The organism is Longispora albida DSM 44784 (assembly GCF_000379825.1).
In the GTDB taxonomy this organism is placed as follows: Bacteria; Actinomycetota; Actinomycetes; order Mycobacteriales; family Micromonosporaceae; genus Longispora; species Longispora albida.
In genome coordinates this window covers 27394-43410 of sequence record NZ_KB903833.1, presented here as the reverse complement: position 1 = coordinate 43410, position 16017 = coordinate 27394, and the positions used below count along the sequence as shown (strand labels likewise).

Here is a 16017-nt window from a genome sequence, read left to right as displayed (position 1 = left end):
CAGGGGGTGCTGGCCGGCCGGGCGAGCGGATCAGTGCCTTCTCACGCGTTCGCGTTCTCCGCCATCCGCTGGCGCAGGCTGAGCGGGCGCATGTCGGTCCAGATCTCGCTGATCCGGGCCAGGCACGCCTCACGGGTGCCCTCGGTGCCCTCGTTGCGCCAGCCCGACGGCAGGTCACGGTCGGTCCACCAGACCGAGTACTGCTCCTCGTCGTTGAGCACCACGCGGTAGGTACGGTCGTCGCTCATGGCTCTTGTGTCCCTTCTCAGATCGCTGCGGTGAGGAAGTCGTCCACCCGGACGCCCAGGCCACGGCCAGCCGCCTCGGTCCGCACGTCGCGGGCCAGCGCCAGGTCCAGGCAGCCCAGCCCGAACGGGGAGAACACGATGTGCCGGCCGTCGCGGGGCGGCAGGGCCGCCGTACCACGGATCAGCGCGCCGATCGTGGCGTGCACGAAGGCCCGGCCGCCGGTCTGCTGCTCCGCGAGGTGCAGCGACGTCCGCTCGCGGACCGCGTGGTCGGTGTCGTCCACGACGTTGACGCTGTCCACGATGGACGCCACGTCGAGGTCACGCAGCGACACGTGCAGCACGACGCTCTCGGCGGGCAGGGCCGACAGGTCCATGTGCGGCTCGGCCGCCGTGGTCGCGATGGAGACCAGCCGGTGGGAGGCGAGGGCGTCCTTGGCCTCGGCGGCCACGGTCACCTTCGCGCCCGGTACCAGCTCGGCGGCCTTGATCGCGAAGGTGCCCGCGCGGCCGCTGTCGTGGTCGTACACGGTGATCTCGGTCAGGCCCGGCACCGCGACGGCCAGGAAGCGGAGCACCTCCTGGTTGATCACGCCGCAGCCGATCAGGGTCACGCCCGACGGCCGGTCGTCCTCGGTGAGCAGCGCCGCGGCCAGGGCAGCGGAGGCCGCGGTGCGCTTCGCCGAGATGACCGAGCCCTCGATCAGCGCCTCGGGGTGGCCGGTGGCCAGCGAGTTCAGCAGGATCGCCGCGCTGGCCCGCTGGATGCCGGCGTCGATGTTCGCCGGGAAGGACGAGATCCACTTCATCCCGGCGACCGGGTCGGTGCCGCCCTCGCCGTCCAGGTAGGCCGGCAGGCCGATGATCCGGTTGCGGGCGTTGTCCGGGAAACGGAGGAAGATCGAGTGCGGCACGCTGGTCCGGCCCTCGTCGTGCAGCCGGTAGGCGTCACGGACCAGGTCGATCACCTCGGCCTCCCGGCCGGACAGGATCGCGGTCACGGCCGCCTGGTTGACGATCAGCATTACGCGTGGTCCTTCCACAGGTGGGACACCTCACCGAAGTGCCGGGTGACCCATTCGTCGTTGTAGATGGTGTTCAGGTACCGGTCCCCGCCGTCGGCGCAGATCATCGCCACGGTGGACCCGGCGGGGAAGCCGCCGATCACCTTCTCCAGCGCGGCGACGGCCGCACCGGTCGAGCCGCCGGCCAGGATCGCCTCCCGGACCACCAGGCGGCGGCAGGCGACGACGCACTCCAGGTCGGTCACGTGCACGACCTCGTCGGCGAGGCTCGGGTCGGCCAGGGCCGGCACGACGGAGGCGCCGTGGCCGGGGATCAGCCGGGTGGCCGGTTCCTGGCCGAAGATCGCGCTGCCGACCGCGTCGACGGCGATCACCTTCGTGGCCAGGCCCTCGGCCCGGATGTACTCCGCGCAGCCGCGCAGCGTGCCGAAGGTACTGGTCGAGGCGAGCAGGTAGTCCACCTTGCCGTCCAGCGCCGCCGCGATCTCGCTCATGGTGCGGTGGTGCGCCTTCGGGTTGAGCGGGTTCGCGTACTGGTTCGGCGAGTAGGCGTGCGGGATGCTCGCCACCAGGTCCCTGACCCGCTGGAGCCGGACCGGCAGGTACTCGCCGGTGACCGGGTCACCGTGATCGACCAGCTCGATCTCCGCCTGGTACGCCCGGAGGATCGCGATGTTCTGCGCCGTGGTCTTCGCGTCCACCACGCAGATGAACCGGATCCCGAAGTAGCCGCAGATCTGCGCCAGGCCGATCGCCAGGTTGCCGGAGCTGGACTCCACGACGACCGACCGGCCCGGCACCAGCTCGCCTGCCTGGATCTTCTCCAGCAGCATGCTCAGCGCCGAACGGTCCTTGATGCTGCCGCCCGGGTTGAACCGCTCCAGCTTCGCGTGCAGCTGGACGTCGAAGCGCGGGTACAGCTTCTCCAGGCGCACCAGCGGGGTGTTGCCGACCGTCGCGAGGATGCCACTGAGGCTGCGATTGGCCACGGCTTCCCTTTCTAGGAGACCCAACGGATGCAGGGTGTTCTGGCGTGCTATAGGGCTTCTATATCGAGGTACCGGTCAGCCAGCGCCCAGCGCGAGCAGGCGTTCCCGCTCGGCGTCGTCCATCATGGACACTCGCGAGACCCGCGCGGTCAGGTCGGCGCAGGCCGCCGAGACCATCCGCAGGAAGTGGCCGAGCAGCCGCTCGATGCCCGGCCGGTCGAACAGTTCCGTGTCGTACCGGAAGATGACCGTCATCGACCGCGGCATGTGCGCGATCTCGACGGTCAGGTCGGCCTGGCCCTCCATGTGCGGGAGGTCCAGCACGTAGAGGTGGTGGCCGGCCAGCTCAGCGGACTCGCCCAGGTACGGCAGGGTGTCGCCGTGCTGCGGCTTGACCATCGTGATACCGATCCGGAACAGCGGGTCACGGGAGCCGCGAGCCGCGTTGAGCAGGCTGTACGGGTACCCGATGCGCGGCACGCCCTCCGCGAGCTGCGTGCCGGCCGCCGTGATCAGCTCGGCGAACGTGGTACCCGGCTCGTAGCGCGAGCGCAGCACCATCGAGTTGACCAGCAGCCCGACCACGTCGCGGAGCTTGTGGCCCCGGCGCAGCGCCGTCGGGCAGCCGATCGTGAGGTCCGCGCCGCCGGTGTAGCGGTGCAGCAGGCCCTGGAACGCGCCGAGCATCACCGTGAACGGCGTGACACCGAGCGCCTTCGCCGTCGCCTCCACCCGGGCTGCCAGCTCCGCCGGTACCTGCCGGCTGACCGTCGCGCCGGCGAAGGCCGGGCTGGCCGGGCGCGGCCGGTCGGGCGGGAGCTCCGCGGCGACGGCACCGGAGCAGATCCGCTGCCAGTACTCCTCCAGCGGCAGCCGCCGCTCCGAGGCCAGCAGCTCCTGCTCCTTGCGGACGTAGTCGTCGTAGGTGGCGGGCAGGTCCGGCCACTGCGGAAGCTCTCCGGCCGTGAACGCGCGGTACGCCTCGATCACGTCCCGCCAGATCAGCCGCTGGGACAGCGCGTCGGTCGCGATGTGGTGCGTGGCGATCACCAGCACGGCGTCGGCGGCCCGGCGGAACAGCACGGCACGGAAGGGGCCGGTCTCCTCCAGCCTCAGCGGCCGGGCACCGGCCTGCCGGGCCAGCTCGGCCAGCTCCTCGTCCGCGGCCTCCGGCACATCGCTGATCTCCAGCGTGACCAGCTCCGTGCCGCCGATCACCCGGACAGCACCGTCATCGGAGTCCGTGAACACCGAGCGGAGCAGGTCGTGCCGCTCCGCGACGGCCGCCACGGCCCTGGCCAGCTCACCGGTGCGCGGGGCCGGGGTGAACCGCACGGCGTTGGCCTCGTTGTACGCGGCGCTGCCCGGCGCGAGCTTGTACAGCAGCCACAGCGACTGCTGCCCGGCCGACAGTGCGCGGACCTCCCCAGTCACCGGCTCAGCCGACGCGCAGTGAGGCGATGAACGCGGTGAGGTCGGAGACCCGGACGAAGTTGGCGACCTCCTCGTCCGGCACCTCGATGTCGAAGTGGCCCTCGGCCGCGGCCAGCAGGTCGACCCGGTTGAGCGAGTCCATGCCCAGGTCCTCGAACGTCGAGTCCTCGCTGATCTCCTGGCCCTCGAGCTTCGGCATCAGATCGCGGATCATCCGCTCGACCTCTGCGGCAACGTCGGAGTGGTTCATGGTGGTTCCTTCCGTGGGTGGTGGTTATGGCATGCGGATGGTCTGGCCGGCGTAGGTCAGGCCCGCGCCGAAGCCGAGGATGAGCACCAGGTCGCCGGGCTTGGTCCGCCCGCTCTCCTGCAGCCGGCTCAGCGCGAGCGGCACCGAGGCCGCCGAGGTGTTGCCGGTGTCGATGACGTCCCGGGCGACCCGGTCGTCGGGGAACTTCAGCACCCGGGACAGGGTGTCGATGATGCGCCGGTTGGCCTGGTGCGGCACGAACCAGTCCACATCGGAGAGTTCGACGCCGGACAGCGCGCAGGCCTTCTTCGCCACGCGCGGCATGTTGGCCGTGGACCACTTGTAGACCAGCGGGCCGTCCATGGTGACGAACTCCCTGCCGCCGGGGAACTCCTCGGTGCCGAGCACCCTGGCCCGTCCGCCGTCGCTGCCCCACGCCACCGGGCCGATGTCGTTGTTCTCCGACCGCGACACGACAGCAGCGCCCGCGCCGTCACCGAAGATGACGTACGTGTCGGGGTCCTCCGGGTTGATCCAGTCGGAGGTGCGCTCCACGCCGACGATCAGCACGTTGCGGGCTTCGCCGAGCCGGACGGCGTTGGAGGCCATCGCCATCGCGTACGTGAAGCCGGCGCACACGGCGTTGAGGTCGAACGCTCCGGCGTTGGGCAGGCCGATCCGCGTCGCGACCTGGGGGGCGGCCCCGGGCATCCGCTGGCGCCTGGTGGCGGTCGACAGGATCACCAGGTCGATCTCGTCCGGGTCGACGTTGGCCGCGGCGATGGCCTTCTTGCCGGCCTCCGCCGACATGGTGACCATGTCCTCGTCAGCCGAGGCGTGGTGCCGGGTACGGATCCCGGTCCGCTCCTCGATCCATTCCGGGCTGGCGTCGGTCTGCTGGGCGATCTCCTCGTTGGTGACCAGCCGCGTGGGGCGGTAGGCACCCAGCCCTGTGACGGTCGAGCCGTATACCTCGGGCATCTTCTCTCCCTCTTCACTGGGCGGCGGCCCACGCCGCCCACTGAAGAGGAGTGTCAAGATGCGAACTATATTTTTGCTCTACCCGCCATGCAGCCAGGTACACCTTCCGTGGAAGTCAGGTACACCCTCGGTGGTGCAGGGAACTGCCGGATACCCGGGAAAATAGAAATCGCATAGATCGGCGTGATGTTCATGGATGCGCCAGGGTGAAAAACCGCCCTGGATCACTCATGAGAGGACAGTTATCGCTATGCGAAAGATCCTCGCACTTCCCCTCGCCATCGCTGCTGCTGCGGCCAGCACCCTCATGCTCGCCACCCCGGCCCAGGCGGCCGGTACCTGCGTGCCCGTGACCGTGACGACCGCCGACGGCAAGTTCGTTGGCAACCAGTGCGAGAACTCCGACGGCACCGCGATCGGCGGCCGTCTGTACGACACGAAGAGGGACGGCCGCTGCGTGGCCATCCAGGTGACGTTCGTCAGCGACGGCACCAAGGTCAGCGGACCGTCCTGTGAGGGCGTCTGGTGGCCGCAGTACGTGGGCGTCTCCAGTTCCACCCACGGCGTCGCCTCGATCACCGTGATCTCGGTGCCCGCGTAACACTCAGGAACCCCTGAACAAGCCAGGGAGCCCCGGTCAGATGTGGCTGACCGGGGCTCGTTTCTGGGTACCTCTGGGTACAGGCGTCAGATCGCGGTGCCGCCGTCGACGGTGAGCACCTGGCCGGTCAGGTACGAGGACTCGGCCGACAGCAGGAACGCCACGGCGGAGGCGATCTCGTCGGACCGGCCGAACCGGCCGAGCGCGACCCTGGCCAGCATCTCCTTGACGTACTCGTCGGTCAGCCCGTTGATCATGTCGGTCTCGACGAAGCCGGGTGCGACGACGTTGGCCCGGATGCCGTACCGGCCGACCTCCTTGGACAGCGCCTTCGTGAAGCCGATGATGCCGGCCTTGGACGCCGAGTAGTTGGTCTGCATCGCGTTGCCCGACACCCCGGCCACAGAGGACACCGTGACGATCGAGCCGGCCCGCCGCTTCATCAGCCGCCGGATCGCGGCCCGGACCACGTTGTACGTGCCGTCGAGGTTGACCCGGATGACCGAGTCCCAGTCCTCGTCGGACATCATCGCCAGCGGCTTGTCCCGGATGATCCCGGCGACCGTGACGACCGCGTCGATCCGGCCCAGCTCGGTCTCGGTCTCCTTCACGTACTCCTGCACAGCGGCCATGTTCGCGACGTCGACCTGCCGGGCGAGCACCCGGCCGCCGAAGGCCCGCGCCTCGGCCGCCGCCTTCTCCCCCGCCTCGGCGTTGGAGGCGTAGCAGAAGCTGATGTCGTAGCCGTCCCTGGCCAGCCGGGTCACGACGGCGCGGCCGATGCCACGGGAACCGCCGGTGATCATGGCCACCGGGCGCTGCTCGCTTGTCACTGGTTCTCCTCCACGGTACGCAGGACCGACGCTGGCCGGAGCCCGGCGACGATCCGGTCGATGTCCAGGACGGTGTCGCCGCCTACCCGGCTGCCGCCCTGGATGAAAGCTGTGCCGCCGCGCAGCCGCAGCAGGTTGATCCGGTGCTCCACCGTCTCGCCGGGCCGGACCGGCCGGCCGAAGCGGATCCCTTCGAGCGCCCCGGCCACCGGGACCATTCCCGCCAGCACGTCCGGGCTGGGGGCGTCGCGCATGATGAGGAGCAGCGCGGCCTGCGCCCAGGACTCGATGAGCAGCGAGCCGGGGAGCGGGGCCTCGCCGCGCACGGTCAGCTCGGCTGTGAGCCACTTGCCCGGCTCGCAGGCCGTGACCGCGTCGACCAGCAGCATCGGCGGCCGGTGCGGGATGATCCGCTGGATCTCCTCAGCGCCGAGCATCATGCGGGGTTCTCCTTCTCGTACCGCAGCAGCATCTCGGCCACGGGCTTGTCGCTGGCTGTCACGCTCACGGAGTGCTGGCCGTCCACGAGGGACACGTCGATCAGCAGCTCGTCACCCGGTGAGACCGGCCCGAGGAACCGGCAGGAGACGATCTCGGCGAGCGTCGTCCCGTGGCCGGCCGCGACGGCCGCGCGGTGCGCGAGTTCGAGGACGTACACGCCGGGCAGCAGGGGGAAGCCCGGGTAGTGCCCGGCGAACACGGGATCGGTGGCCGGCACGGAGGCCCTGGCGAGCGCGCCGGACGCCGAGGACCGGACGATCTCGACCGGGATGGCCGCCGAGGCGAGCGACTCCGGCTCCGGGGCTGCTTCCTCCTCGGCGTACTCGGCGCGGATGCGGTCCTCGACGAGCGCGGCCTGGGCGGCGACCGTGGCGTGGTCGAACACGTCGCGCACGCTCACCTCCAGGTCGAACTCCTCGCCGAGCGCGCTGGACAGCCGCACGGCGAGCAGCGAGTGCCCGCCGACCCGGAAGAAGTTGTCGAACACGCCGGGGGCGGTACCGAGCAGCTCCTGCCAGATCTCCGCGACCCGTTCCTCGACGACGTTGCGGGGCGCGACGAACTCCCCAGCGAGCTGGGCCGACCGGCCTGGGGCCGGCAGCGCCTTGCGGTCGAGCTTGCCGGTCGCGGCCAGTGGCATCCGGTCGAGCGCGACGAACGCCGACGGCACCATGTACTCGGCGAGGTGCCGGGTGCACAGGTCGGCCAGCTCGGCGACGGGAATCGGCTCGGCGGCGACGTAGTACGCGACCAGGGCCTCGTCACGGATCACGACGACGGCTTCGCGGACGGCTGGATGCTCGGCGAGGACGGCTGTGACCTCGCCCAGCTCGATCCGGTACCCGCGGAACTTCACCTGCTCGTCGATCCGGCCCAGGAACTCCAGCGAGCCGTCGGCGTTGCGTTTGGCGAGGTCACCGCTGCGGTACAGCCGCGTGCCGTCCGGGCCGGGCACGAACCGCTCGGCCGTCAGGTCGGGCCGGTTGAGGTAGCCGCGCGCGACACCGTGCCCGCCCAGGTACACCTCGCCGGGCACGCCGTGCGGCACGAGCTGGCCCTCGGCGTCGAGCAGCACGACGGAGACGCCGGTGAAGGGGTACCCGACCGGGTTGCGGCCCGGGGCCAGGTCGGCCTCGGTGAGCCGGTGCGTCGTGCTCTCCACTGTGGTCTCGGTGATGCCGTACATGTTGAACAGCTCCGGCCGGTCGAGCCCGCGCTGCGAAGCCCACTGCGCCAGCTCGGTCAGCTCCGGCTTCTCTCCGGCGAGGATCACCTTGCGGAGGGCGAGGTGGGCGGCCTTGGGATGTCCGTCGCGGGCCAGGCCGGTCACGCCACGGAAACCGGACGGGGTCTGGTGCAGGATGGTGACCTGGTGGTCGTACAGCAGCTCCAGCAGGTCCTCCGGGGACTGCGTGGCCGCGCGGGGCACCACGACGAGCGTGCCGCCGTAGAGCAGCGCGCCGAACATCTCCCACACCGACACGTCGAAGGCGAAGGAGTGGAACATCGTCCACACGTCCTCGGCCGTGAACCCGTACCGGGCGTCGGCCGCCGCCATGAACCGCGACACGTTGCCGTGCGTGGCCACGACGCCCTTCGGCCGGCCGGTCGAGCCCGAGGTGTAGACGGCGTAGGCGAGGTGGCCGGGCAGCGTGACCGGTACCGGATTGGCTGTGCTCTGTCCTTCCTCCGCGCCCAGGACGATCAGCTCGCCCTCGAAGAGCGTGCCGAGCCGGGTGGCCATCGCCTCGTCGGTGACCAGGAGCCGGGCCTGGGCGTCGGAGAGCATGAAGGCGATCCGGTCGTCGGGCAGGCCCGGCTCGATCGGCAGGTAGCCAGCGCCGGACTTGAGGATGCCGAGCAGGGCCGGCACCAGGTCGGGGCCGCGTTCGAGGCAGACGCCGACGAGCTGTTCCGGCGCCGCGCCCCGGGCCCTCAGCAGGTGCGCGAGGCGGTTGGCCTGCTCGTTCAGTTCCGCGTAGGACAGGATGTCCTCGTCGAAGACGACAGCCGGGGCTTCGGGCGACTCGGCGACCTGCTCCTCGAAGAGCTGTGGCAGGGACACACCCGGGCCGAGGTCGGCGATCTCCGGCCGGAGCAGCGCCTTCTCCTCGTCCGCGAGATAGTCCACAGTGGCCAGCAGCGCGTCGGGCTGGGCGGCGACCGCCGCGAGGAACTGCGTGAAGTGCGCCGACAGCGCCTCGATCGTGCCCGCGTCGAAGAGCGAGGTCGCGTACTCGAAGGCACCGGTCAGCGACCCGTCCTCCGCGCGCCACAGGAACAGGGTCAGGTCGGTCTTCGCCACCCGCCAGGCCTGCTGGAACGCGGCGCTCTCGGCCTCACTCGCCGCCGTGCTGGTCGCCCCGGCGTCGAGCAGGTCGAAGGCGACCTGGTAGATCGGGGTGCGGGACATGTCCCGCTCGGGCTGCACGGCTTCGACGAGGCGCTCGAACGGCACGTCGGCGTGCGCGAACGCACCCGTGCAGACCTCGCGCACCTTGGCCAGCGCGCCGGTGAAGGTCAGGCCCTGGAGGTCGGTACGCAGCGCGAGCGTGTTCAGCAGGCAGCCGATCAGGCCGTGGGTCTCGGGACGGTCCCGGCCCGCGACCGGCGCGCCGACCACCGTGTCCCACTGCCCCGTGTACCGGGCCAGCAGCGCCGCGTACCCGGCCAGCAGCGTCATGAACGGCGTCGTACCGTGCTGCCGGCCCAGCTCACCGAGCCGCGCCGCCAGCTCGGCCGGGATCACCACCGCGGCCGTCGCGCCCGACGGGTCGCGCTCGGCCGGGCGGGGCCGGTCGGCGCTCAGTTCCAGCGGGCGGAACCCCGCGAGGGTGTCCCGCCAGTACGTGAGCCCGGCGGCGAGGCGTTCCTCGGTGAGCCAGCCACGCTCCCAGGCCGCGAAGTCGGCGAACTGCACGGGCATCGGGGCCAGGTCCTCGCCTGCCCACAGCGCGCGCAGCTCGCGTTCGAGGACGGCGGTCGACCAGCCGTCCGAGGCGATGTGGTGGATCGTGATCAGCAGGTGCTGCTGCTCGCCGGGTACCCGGGCCAGCAGCGCGCGCCACACCGGGCCGCCTGCGAGGTCGAAGCCGCGTTCGAGCTGGGCGGCGAAGACCTCACCGAGGCCGTCGGGTGCCGTGTCGGTGACGCGCAGGTCGACCTGGGGAGTCGCCTCGATGACCTGCGCCGCGGCGCCGTCGCGGACCGGGTAGCGCGTGCGCAGCGACTCGTGCCGCGCGGCGAGCGCCTCCAGGCCGCGCCGGACAGTGCCCGGGTCGAGTGCCGCGTCGAGCTTGAGCAGCACGGGCGTGACCCATTCCTTGCTGCCCGGGTCCATCCGGTCCAGGAACCACAGCCGCTCCTGCGTGAACGACAGCGGCAGCTCGCCGTCCCTGGGCACGGGCACGATCGCGGGGGCCGTCTCGGTGGCCGCCGCCAGCAGCGCGGCCTGCCGCTCCACAGTGGTCGCTGTGAACAGCGAGCGCAGCTGCACCTCACCGCCCGACGCCTCACGCAGCCGCCTGCCCAGCCGGGTCAGGACGAGCGAAGACCCGCCAAGAGCAAAGAAATCATCGTGTACGCCGACCTCGGCCACCCCGAGCAGCTCGGCCCAGATCCCGGCCACCAGCCGCTCGGCCGGCGTCCGGGGCAGCACCCGCTCCTGCTCGATCTCCGGAGCCGGCAAAGCCGCCCGGTCGACCTTGCCGCTCGTGGTCAGCGGGAAGGCGTCGAGCGCCACGAAGGCCGACGGGATCAGCGCCTCCGGCAGCCGGTCAGCCAGGAACTCACGCAGGCCGGCCGGGACACTGTCCACAATGTACGCCGCGAGCCGCTTCACGCCGTTCACCTCGAACGGGACGACGACAGCGGCGCTGACCTCCGGGTGGGCGACCAGGGCAGCCTCGATCTCACCCGGCTCGATCCGCACCCCGTTGATCTTCACCTGCTGGTCGATCCGGCCCAGGTACTCCAGCGTGCCGTCCGGGCGCCAGCGCACCTGGTCACCCGTGCGGTACAGCCGGGCACCGGGCGCGCCGTACGGGTCGGGCACGAACTTCTCGGCGGTCAGGTCCGGGCGGCCCAGGTACCCCCGGCCGACGTTGCGCCCGCCCGCGTGCAGCTCACCGGGCACGCCGATCGGGACGGGCTCGCCATCGGCGTCGAGCACCAGGATCCGCACGTTGGTGATGGGCTTGCCGATCGGCACCGGCCCCGCTTCCTGCACCGGGTCGAAGGCACCGGCCGTCACGTCGATCGCGCACTCGGTCGGCCCGTACGTGTTCCACAGCTCGGCCTTCAAACCCTCGGTGAGCTTGCGGCCCAGCTCGGCGTGCAGCGGCTCACCAGCGGAGAACAGCAGCCGGAGCGAGACGCAGTCCCGCCAGGCCGGCTCCTCGGCCAGCAGCCGGAACACCGACGGCACGCCCTGGAGCACCGTGACACCGTGCCGGATCACGGACTCGACCATCATCGCCGGGTCGCGCTCGGCACCGGCAGGCGCGAGGACGACCGTACCGCCGCTGATCAGCGGCCCGAAGAACTCCCAGCACGCGGCGTCGAACGTCAGCGCCGTCTTCTGGAGCACACTGTCCTTCTCGGACAGACCGTGCCGCTCCACCGCCCACAGCACCCGGTTGGCGATCGCGTCGTGCGGCACGACCACGCCCTTGGGCCGGCCGGTCGAACCCGAGGTGTAGATCGCGTACGCCGCGTTGCCGCCCCGGGCCGTGTTCGCCACGGCGTCAGCCTGCTCGTGCGTGACCAGGATCGGCGTCACCTCGCTGAGGTCAGCCACCAGATCAGCCTCGGTGACGACCAGCTCGGCACCCGTGTCCTCCAGAACCCAGCGCAGCCGGTCAGCCGGGTGCTCCGGATCGAGCGGCACGTACGCCGCCCCGGCCTTCCACACGCCCAGCAGCGCCACCACCAGCTCCGGGCCACGGCGCATCCGCACGCCGACCAGCGACTCAGGGCCAGCGCCCCGGGCGATCAGCTCACGGGCCAGATGGTTGGCCCGGCGGTCCAGCTCGGCATAGGCCAGCGTGCCGTGCTCCCAGGCGATGGCCGTGGCCAGCGGACTCCGCCCGGCCTGCTCGGCAACGAGCTCGTGCAGCAGACTCATGGGCCAGCCATCCTGTCTTCGGACATCGCGAGCTCCAGCCTCGTCGGGACACACCTCTGTCAGGCTGGACGGTAGGAACGGCCGCTATACGACACCTATATTTGCGTGCAGCCCGGGGCTGGAGCTGGGTAGAGGGGCTGTGCTGGAGGCTGCTACACCGGTGAGTGGTCGCTGGCCGAGGGACTTCTCGCGGTCAGCCCGGTCTGTGGTCATCCTGGAAGAACCCTCGGTCTTCTCCCGGTTAGACGAGCGTTTGGTCCGCCCTGGAACAACCCTCTGTGGTTGCTGCCGGGGTGCTTCTCCTGGTTGGACCAGCGTGGTCACCCTGGAAGGTTGCTAGCCGGGGTTGGGCAGGCTGGCCGCTACGGCAGGTTCCCTTTGTGCTCCGGCCCCAGGGGGCCTCCGCACAAAGCGAACCGCGGCCAGCCTGCCCAACCCGTGCCCGGGCGCCGTTACCCGAGCGGTGGGTGCCGGCGCTTCACGGTCAGCCCGGTTGTGGATGGGGTTAGGGCACGTTGTGGATGGGGTTAGGGCACGTTGTGGATGGGGTTAGGGCCCGAAGTAGCTGGAGTTAGAACCCGAAGTGGCTGGGGTTAGAGGCCGATGTGGCTGGGATTAGAGCCTGATGTGGTTGCGGTGAGAGCCCTTGTGGTTGCTGTGGTTGCTTGGGGTGCTGGCTAGCACAATTGCTGGATGACCTTGACGCATATCGCGGCGCCGGATGGTGTCGCACCAGGTAACGGATACAGTCACGTCGTCTGGGGCACGGGGCGGTTCGTCGCCATCTCAGGACAGATCTCCGTCGACGGGGAAGGGAAGGTCGTCGGGCTGGATGACCCGGCGGCGCAGGCCGAGCAGGTCTTCGAGAACCTGCGGCTGTGCCTGGCTGCGGCGGGCGCGACCTTCGCCGACGTCGTGAAACTGACGTACTTCGTCACGGACGTGGCCCACCTGCCAGCCATCCGCGCGGCCCGGGACGCGGTGATCGACACCGCCCGCCCACCGGCCAGCTCGGCAGTGCAGGTGGCAGCGCTGTTCCGCCCGGAGTTCCTGCTGGAGATCGAGGCCTTCGCCGTAGTACCTGCGTAGACCACAGAGGTTTTTCCAGCCCAGCCACCTCAGGGCTGACCGTGAAGCGCCGGCAGTCGTCGTGCGGGTAACGGCGCCTGGGCACGAGTTAGCTGGCCGCCAGCGGTTCGCTTTGGTGCGGAGGCGCCCCGCGCCGGAGCGCCAAAGGGAACCAGACGGGGCTGGCGGCCAGCTAACTCCAGGCTGCAGGGTCGGAGGCTAGTTCGCGGATGCGTTCGGGGAGTTTGCCGCCGGCCACGTCGGCGACGGTGACCTCTTCGAGGATCTGGCGCTCGGCGGCCCGGAGCGCGATCCAGACCTCCTGGAGGGCGCGGGCAGCGCCGGTGTAGCCAAGGTCCTCCGGCCGGTGGCCGCGCACGTGCGACAGCGGCCCGTCGATCACGCGGATCACCTCGGCGAGGTGGATGCTGCCGGCCGGGCGGGCCAGCCAGTATCCGCCTTCGGGGCCGCGCTGGGCGTTGACGATCCCGCCCCGGCGGAGCTGCACCAGGATGCTCTCCAGGAACTTCGGCGGAATGTCCTGAGCCCTGGCGAGCTTTTCGGCCGTCACCAGCTTGTCGCCGGCCGCGGCCAGCTCGGCGCAGGCGCGGAGGGCGTAGTCCACTCGGGCGGAGAGTCTCATGATCGCAGGGTACGGCCTTGGCTAGCCGGCCCGCCGGAGGAGGCCCTCTTGTACGGCACTCGCCACATGGCGGCCGTCGGGCGTGAACATCCGGCCGTTGGCCAGGCCCCGCCCGCCGGAGGCCGAGGGGCTCCAGCAGTCGTACAGGAACCATTCGTCGACGCGGACCGGGCGGTGGAACCACAGCGCGTGGTCGAGGCTGGCACCGATCACGCCGCCGGGCCCCCACACCTCGCCGTGCGTGGACAGCACCGAGTCGAGCAGCGTGAGGTCCGAGGCGTACGTGAGGAGGCAGGCGTGCAGCAGCGGGTCGTCGGGGAGCTTGCCGTCGAACCGCATCCAGACGCGCTGGCGGGGTTCGGTCTGGCGGTCGCCGCTGCGTACCCAGCCGGACTCGCCGACGTAGCGGACGTCGAGCGGGCGGGGGATCGTCGACCAGAGCTGGGCGCGTTCCGGGTACTGCTCCAGCTGTTCGAGCATGGTGGGCAGCTCGCCGGGCCCGGGGACGTCGAGGGGCATCGGCGAGGCGTGTTCCAAGCCCTCCTCGGCGAGCTGGAACGAGGCCGACATGAAGAAGATCGGCTTGCCGTGCTGGATCGCGGTGACCCGGCGGACGGAGAAGGACCGGCCGTCCCGGATGTTCTCGACCGAGTAGACGATCGGGATGGTGGCGTCGCCCGGCCGGACGAAGTACCCGTGCAGGGAGTGCACGTACCGGTCGGTGCCCATCGTGCGGCCCGCCGCGACGAGGGCCTGGCCCGCGACCTGGCCCCCGTACACCCGCTGGGGGCCGACCGGCGGGCTGACGCCGCGGAAGATGTTCACCTCGATCTGCTCGAGGTCGAGGAGTCCGAGCAGGGCGTCGACGGCCGCCTGCCCCACGAGGGTCACCGGTTCTCCGTGAGGTCGCCGAGGCGGTGCATGCGGAGGGTGTTGGTGGAGCCGGGGGTGCCGGGCGGGGAGCCGGCCACGATGATCACCAGATCGCCCTGCTTGGCGACGCCGAGGCCGAGGAGCGCCGAGTCCACCTGGCGGAACATCTCGTCGGTGTGCTGCACGAAGGGTACGAGGAAGGTTTCCACGCCCCAGGACAGCGCGAGCTGTGAGCGGACGGACGGCTCGGGGGTGAAGGCCAGCAGCGGCAGGGGGCAGTGCAGCCGGGCCAGGCGGCGGACGGTGTCGCCGGTCTGGCTGAAGGCGACGAGCGCCTTGGCGTCGACGGCCTCGGCGACCTGGAGCGCGGCGGCGGTGATCGCGCCACCTGGGGTACGCGGGGAGTGCTGGAGCTTGGGGGCCTTGAGCTCGCCGCCCTCGGTGGTCTCGATGATCCGGGCCATCGTGGAGACGGTCAGGATCGGGTACTTGCCGACCGAGGTCTCCCCCGACAGCATCACGGCGTCGGCGCCGTCGAGGACGGCGTTGGCCACGTCGGAGGCCTCGGCGCGGGTCGGCCGGGAGTTCTCGATCATCGAGTCGAGCATCTGGGTCGCGACGATGACCGGCTTGGCGTCCTCGCGGCAGCGCTGCACGGCGCGCTTCTGCACGAGCGGCACCTGTTCGAGGGGCAGCTCGACGCCGAGGTCACCCCGGGCGACCATGATGCCGTCGAAGGCGTCGACGATCTCGTCGAGGCTCGCGACGGCCTCCGGCTTCTCGATCTTCGCGAGGACCGGCACCCGGCCGCCGGCCGCGTCCATCACCTCGTGGACGAGCTTGATGTCGTCGGGGGAACGGACGAAGGACAGCGCGACCATGTCCACTTTGAGGCCGAGGGCGAAGCGGAGGTCCGCGGCGTCCTTGTCGCTCAGCGCGGGGACGGAGACGGCCACATTGGGCAGCGAGACGCCCTTGTTGTCGGAGACCGGGCCGCCTTCGAGGACCAGTGCCCTGATGTCGGTGCCGTTGTCGACGCCGAGGACCTCCAGCGCGAGGCGGCCGTCGTCGATCAGGAGCCGGTCGCCGGCCTTCACCTCGCCGGGGAGCTTCTTGTAGGTGCAGCTCACCCGGGTGGCGGTGCCTTCGGCGTCCTCGCTGGTGATGACGACCTGGTCGCCGGTGCGCCACTCGACGGGGCCGGCGGCGAACCTGCCGAGCCGGATCTTCGGGCCCTGGAGGTCGGCCAGCACGCCGACGGCGCGGCCGGTGGCCTCCGCCGCCTCACGGACCAGGTGGTACACCCGCTCGTGGTCGGCGTGGCTGCCGTGGCTGAAGTTGAGGCGGGCGACGTCCATGCCGGCCTCGACGAGGCCGCGGATCCGCTCCGGGGTGCTGGTGGCTGGGCCGAGGGTACAGACGATCTTCGCGCGACGGGTCACGTAC

General features: G+C 70.9%; 14 protein-coding genes. 2 read left to right on the top strand and 12 right to left on the bottom strand.

Translation table 11 applies throughout. The annotated features are described in order from the left end of the window. Positions 1-41: 41 nt before the first annotated feature. From A3G1_RS0117845 to A3G1_RS0117820, 6 genes are all read right to left on the bottom strand, one after another. Positions 42-248, bottom strand: coding sequence for an MbtH family protein (locus tag A3G1_RS0117845; RefSeq protein ID WP_018350840.1), 207 nt, complete (start codon positions 246-248; stop codon positions 42-44). Between the two features lie 17 nt (positions 249-265). After that, a complete protein-coding gene (gene sbnB / locus A3G1_RS0117840; RefSeq protein ID WP_018350839.1) occupies positions 266-1273 on the bottom strand; it encodes a 2,3-diaminopropionate biosynthesis protein SbnB in 1008 nt (335 codons plus the stop codon). Then, positions 1273-2238 carry a 2,3-diaminopropionate biosynthesis protein SbnA gene (gene sbnA, locus A3G1_RS0117835; protein ID WP_211216350.1) on the bottom strand — a complete coding sequence of 322 codons (966 nt, stop codon included), beginning with the start codon at positions 2236-2238 and terminating at the stop codon, positions 1273-1275. The genes sbnB and sbnA overlap by 1 nt, the downstream gene beginning before the upstream one ends. A 99-nt stretch (positions 2239-2337) precedes the next feature. Beyond that, a complete protein-coding gene (locus tag A3G1_RS0117830) occupies positions 2338-3696 on the bottom strand; it encodes a condensation domain-containing protein (protein WP_018350837.1) in 1359 nt (452 codons plus the stop codon). A gap of 4 nt (positions 3697-3700) precedes the next feature. Next, a complete protein-coding gene (locus A3G1_RS35390) occupies positions 3701-3946 on the bottom strand; it encodes an acyl carrier protein (RefSeq protein WP_018350836.1) in 246 nt (81 codons plus the stop codon). A gap of 24 nt (positions 3947-3970) precedes the next feature. Further along, the gene (locus tag A3G1_RS0117820) at positions 3971-4927 is read right to left on the bottom strand and encodes a beta-ketoacyl-ACP synthase III (RefSeq protein WP_018350835.1); all 957 of its coding nucleotides are present in this window, start codon (positions 4925-4927) and stop codon (positions 3971-3973) included. Positions 4928-5177: 250 nt separating this feature from the next. Between A3G1_RS0117820 and A3G1_RS0117815 the strand changes: the two genes are divergently transcribed. Continuing rightward, the gene (locus tag A3G1_RS0117815; protein ID WP_018350834.1) at positions 5178-5528 is read left to right on the top strand and encodes a hypothetical protein; all 351 of its coding nucleotides are present in this window, start codon (positions 5178-5180) and stop codon (positions 5526-5528) included. Between the two features lie 86 nt (positions 5529-5614). On the opposite strand, the gene fabG is transcribed toward A3G1_RS0117815, so the two are convergent. The 3 genes from fabG to A3G1_RS35385 are packed head-to-tail and all read right to left on the bottom strand — an operon-like array spanning position 5615 to position 11987. Further along, positions 5615-6361 carry a 3-oxoacyl-ACP reductase FabG gene (gene fabG, locus A3G1_RS0117810; RefSeq protein ID WP_018350833.1) on the bottom strand — a complete coding sequence of 249 codons (747 nt, stop codon included), beginning with the start codon at positions 6359-6361 and terminating at the stop codon, positions 5615-5617. Continuing rightward, complete coding sequence (locus tag A3G1_RS0117805) at positions 6358-6801, bottom strand: 3-hydroxyacyl-ACP dehydratase FabZ family protein (protein WP_018350832.1); 444 nt, start codon at positions 6799-6801, stop codon at positions 6358-6360. The genes fabG and A3G1_RS0117805 overlap by 4 nt, the downstream gene beginning before the upstream one ends. Further along, a complete protein-coding gene (locus A3G1_RS35385; RefSeq protein WP_018350831.1) occupies positions 6798-11987 on the bottom strand; it encodes a non-ribosomal peptide synthetase in 5190 nt (1729 codons plus the stop codon). Before A3G1_RS35385 ends, A3G1_RS0117805 begins: the two co-directional genes overlap by 4 nt. A gap of 693 nt (positions 11988-12680) precedes the next feature. On the opposite strand from A3G1_RS35385, the gene A3G1_RS0117795 reads away from it, so the two are divergent. Continuing rightward, on the top strand, positions 12681-13076 hold the full coding sequence (locus A3G1_RS0117795; RefSeq protein ID WP_026212248.1) for a RidA family protein: 396 nt from the start codon (positions 12681-12683) through the stop codon (positions 13074-13076). Positions 13077-13248: 172 nt separating this feature from the next. Here A3G1_RS0117795 and A3G1_RS0117790 read toward each other — a convergent pair whose 3' ends face one another. Genes A3G1_RS0117790 through pyk form a run of 3 tightly spaced genes read right to left on the bottom strand, consistent with a single transcriptional unit; the run spans position 13249 to position 16013 of the window. Next, complete coding sequence (locus A3G1_RS0117790) at positions 13249-13698, bottom strand: RrF2 family transcriptional regulator (RefSeq protein WP_026212247.1); 450 nt, start codon at positions 13696-13698, stop codon at positions 13249-13251. A gap of 21 nt (positions 13699-13719) precedes the next feature. Then, a complete protein-coding gene (locus tag A3G1_RS0117785; protein WP_018350828.1) occupies positions 13720-14589 on the bottom strand; it encodes an acyl-CoA thioesterase in 870 nt (289 codons plus the stop codon). After that, positions 14586-16013, bottom strand: a complete 1428-nt coding sequence (pyk, locus tag A3G1_RS0117780) for a pyruvate kinase (RefSeq protein WP_018350827.1) — start codon at positions 16011-16013, stop codon at positions 14586-14588. Before pyk ends, A3G1_RS0117785 begins: the two co-directional genes overlap by 4 nt. Positions 16014-16017 lie beyond the last annotated feature (4 nt).

Excerpts from the sequence above, each read along its gene's own strand:
- A3G1_RS0117845 (WP_018350840.1), bottom strand. The coding sequence starts at position 248 with ATGAGCGACGACCGTACCTACCGCGTGGTGCTCAACGACGAGGAGCAG.
- sbnB (WP_018350839.1), bottom strand. The coding sequence starts at position 1,273 with ATGCTGATCGTCAACCAGGCGGCCGTGACCGCGATCCTGTCCGGCCGG.
- A3G1_RS35390 (WP_018350836.1), bottom strand. The coding sequence starts at position 3,946 with ATGAACCACTCCGACGTTGCCGCAGAGGTCGAGCGGATGATCCGCGAT.
- A3G1_RS0117820 (WP_018350835.1), bottom strand. The coding sequence starts at position 4,927 with ATGCCCGAGGTATACGGCTCGACCGTCACAGGGCTGGGTGCCTACCGC.
- A3G1_RS0117815 (WP_018350834.1), top strand. The coding sequence starts at position 5,178 with ATGCGAAAGATCCTCGCACTTCCCCTCGCCATCGCTGCTGCTGCGGCC.
- A3G1_RS0117805 (WP_018350832.1), bottom strand. The coding sequence starts at position 6,801 with ATGATGCTCGGCGCTGAGGAGATCCAGCGGATCATCCCGCACCGGCCG.
- A3G1_RS35385 (WP_018350831.1), bottom strand. The coding sequence starts at position 11,987 with ATGAGTCTGCTGCACGAGCTCGTTGCCGAGCAGGCCGGGCGGAGTCCG.
- A3G1_RS0117795 (WP_026212248.1), top strand. The coding sequence starts at position 12,681 with ATGACCTTGACGCATATCGCGGCGCCGGATGGTGTCGCACCAGGTAAC.
- A3G1_RS0117790 (WP_026212247.1), bottom strand. The coding sequence starts at position 13,698 with ATGAGACTCTCCGCCCGAGTGGACTACGCCCTCCGCGCCTGCGCCGAG.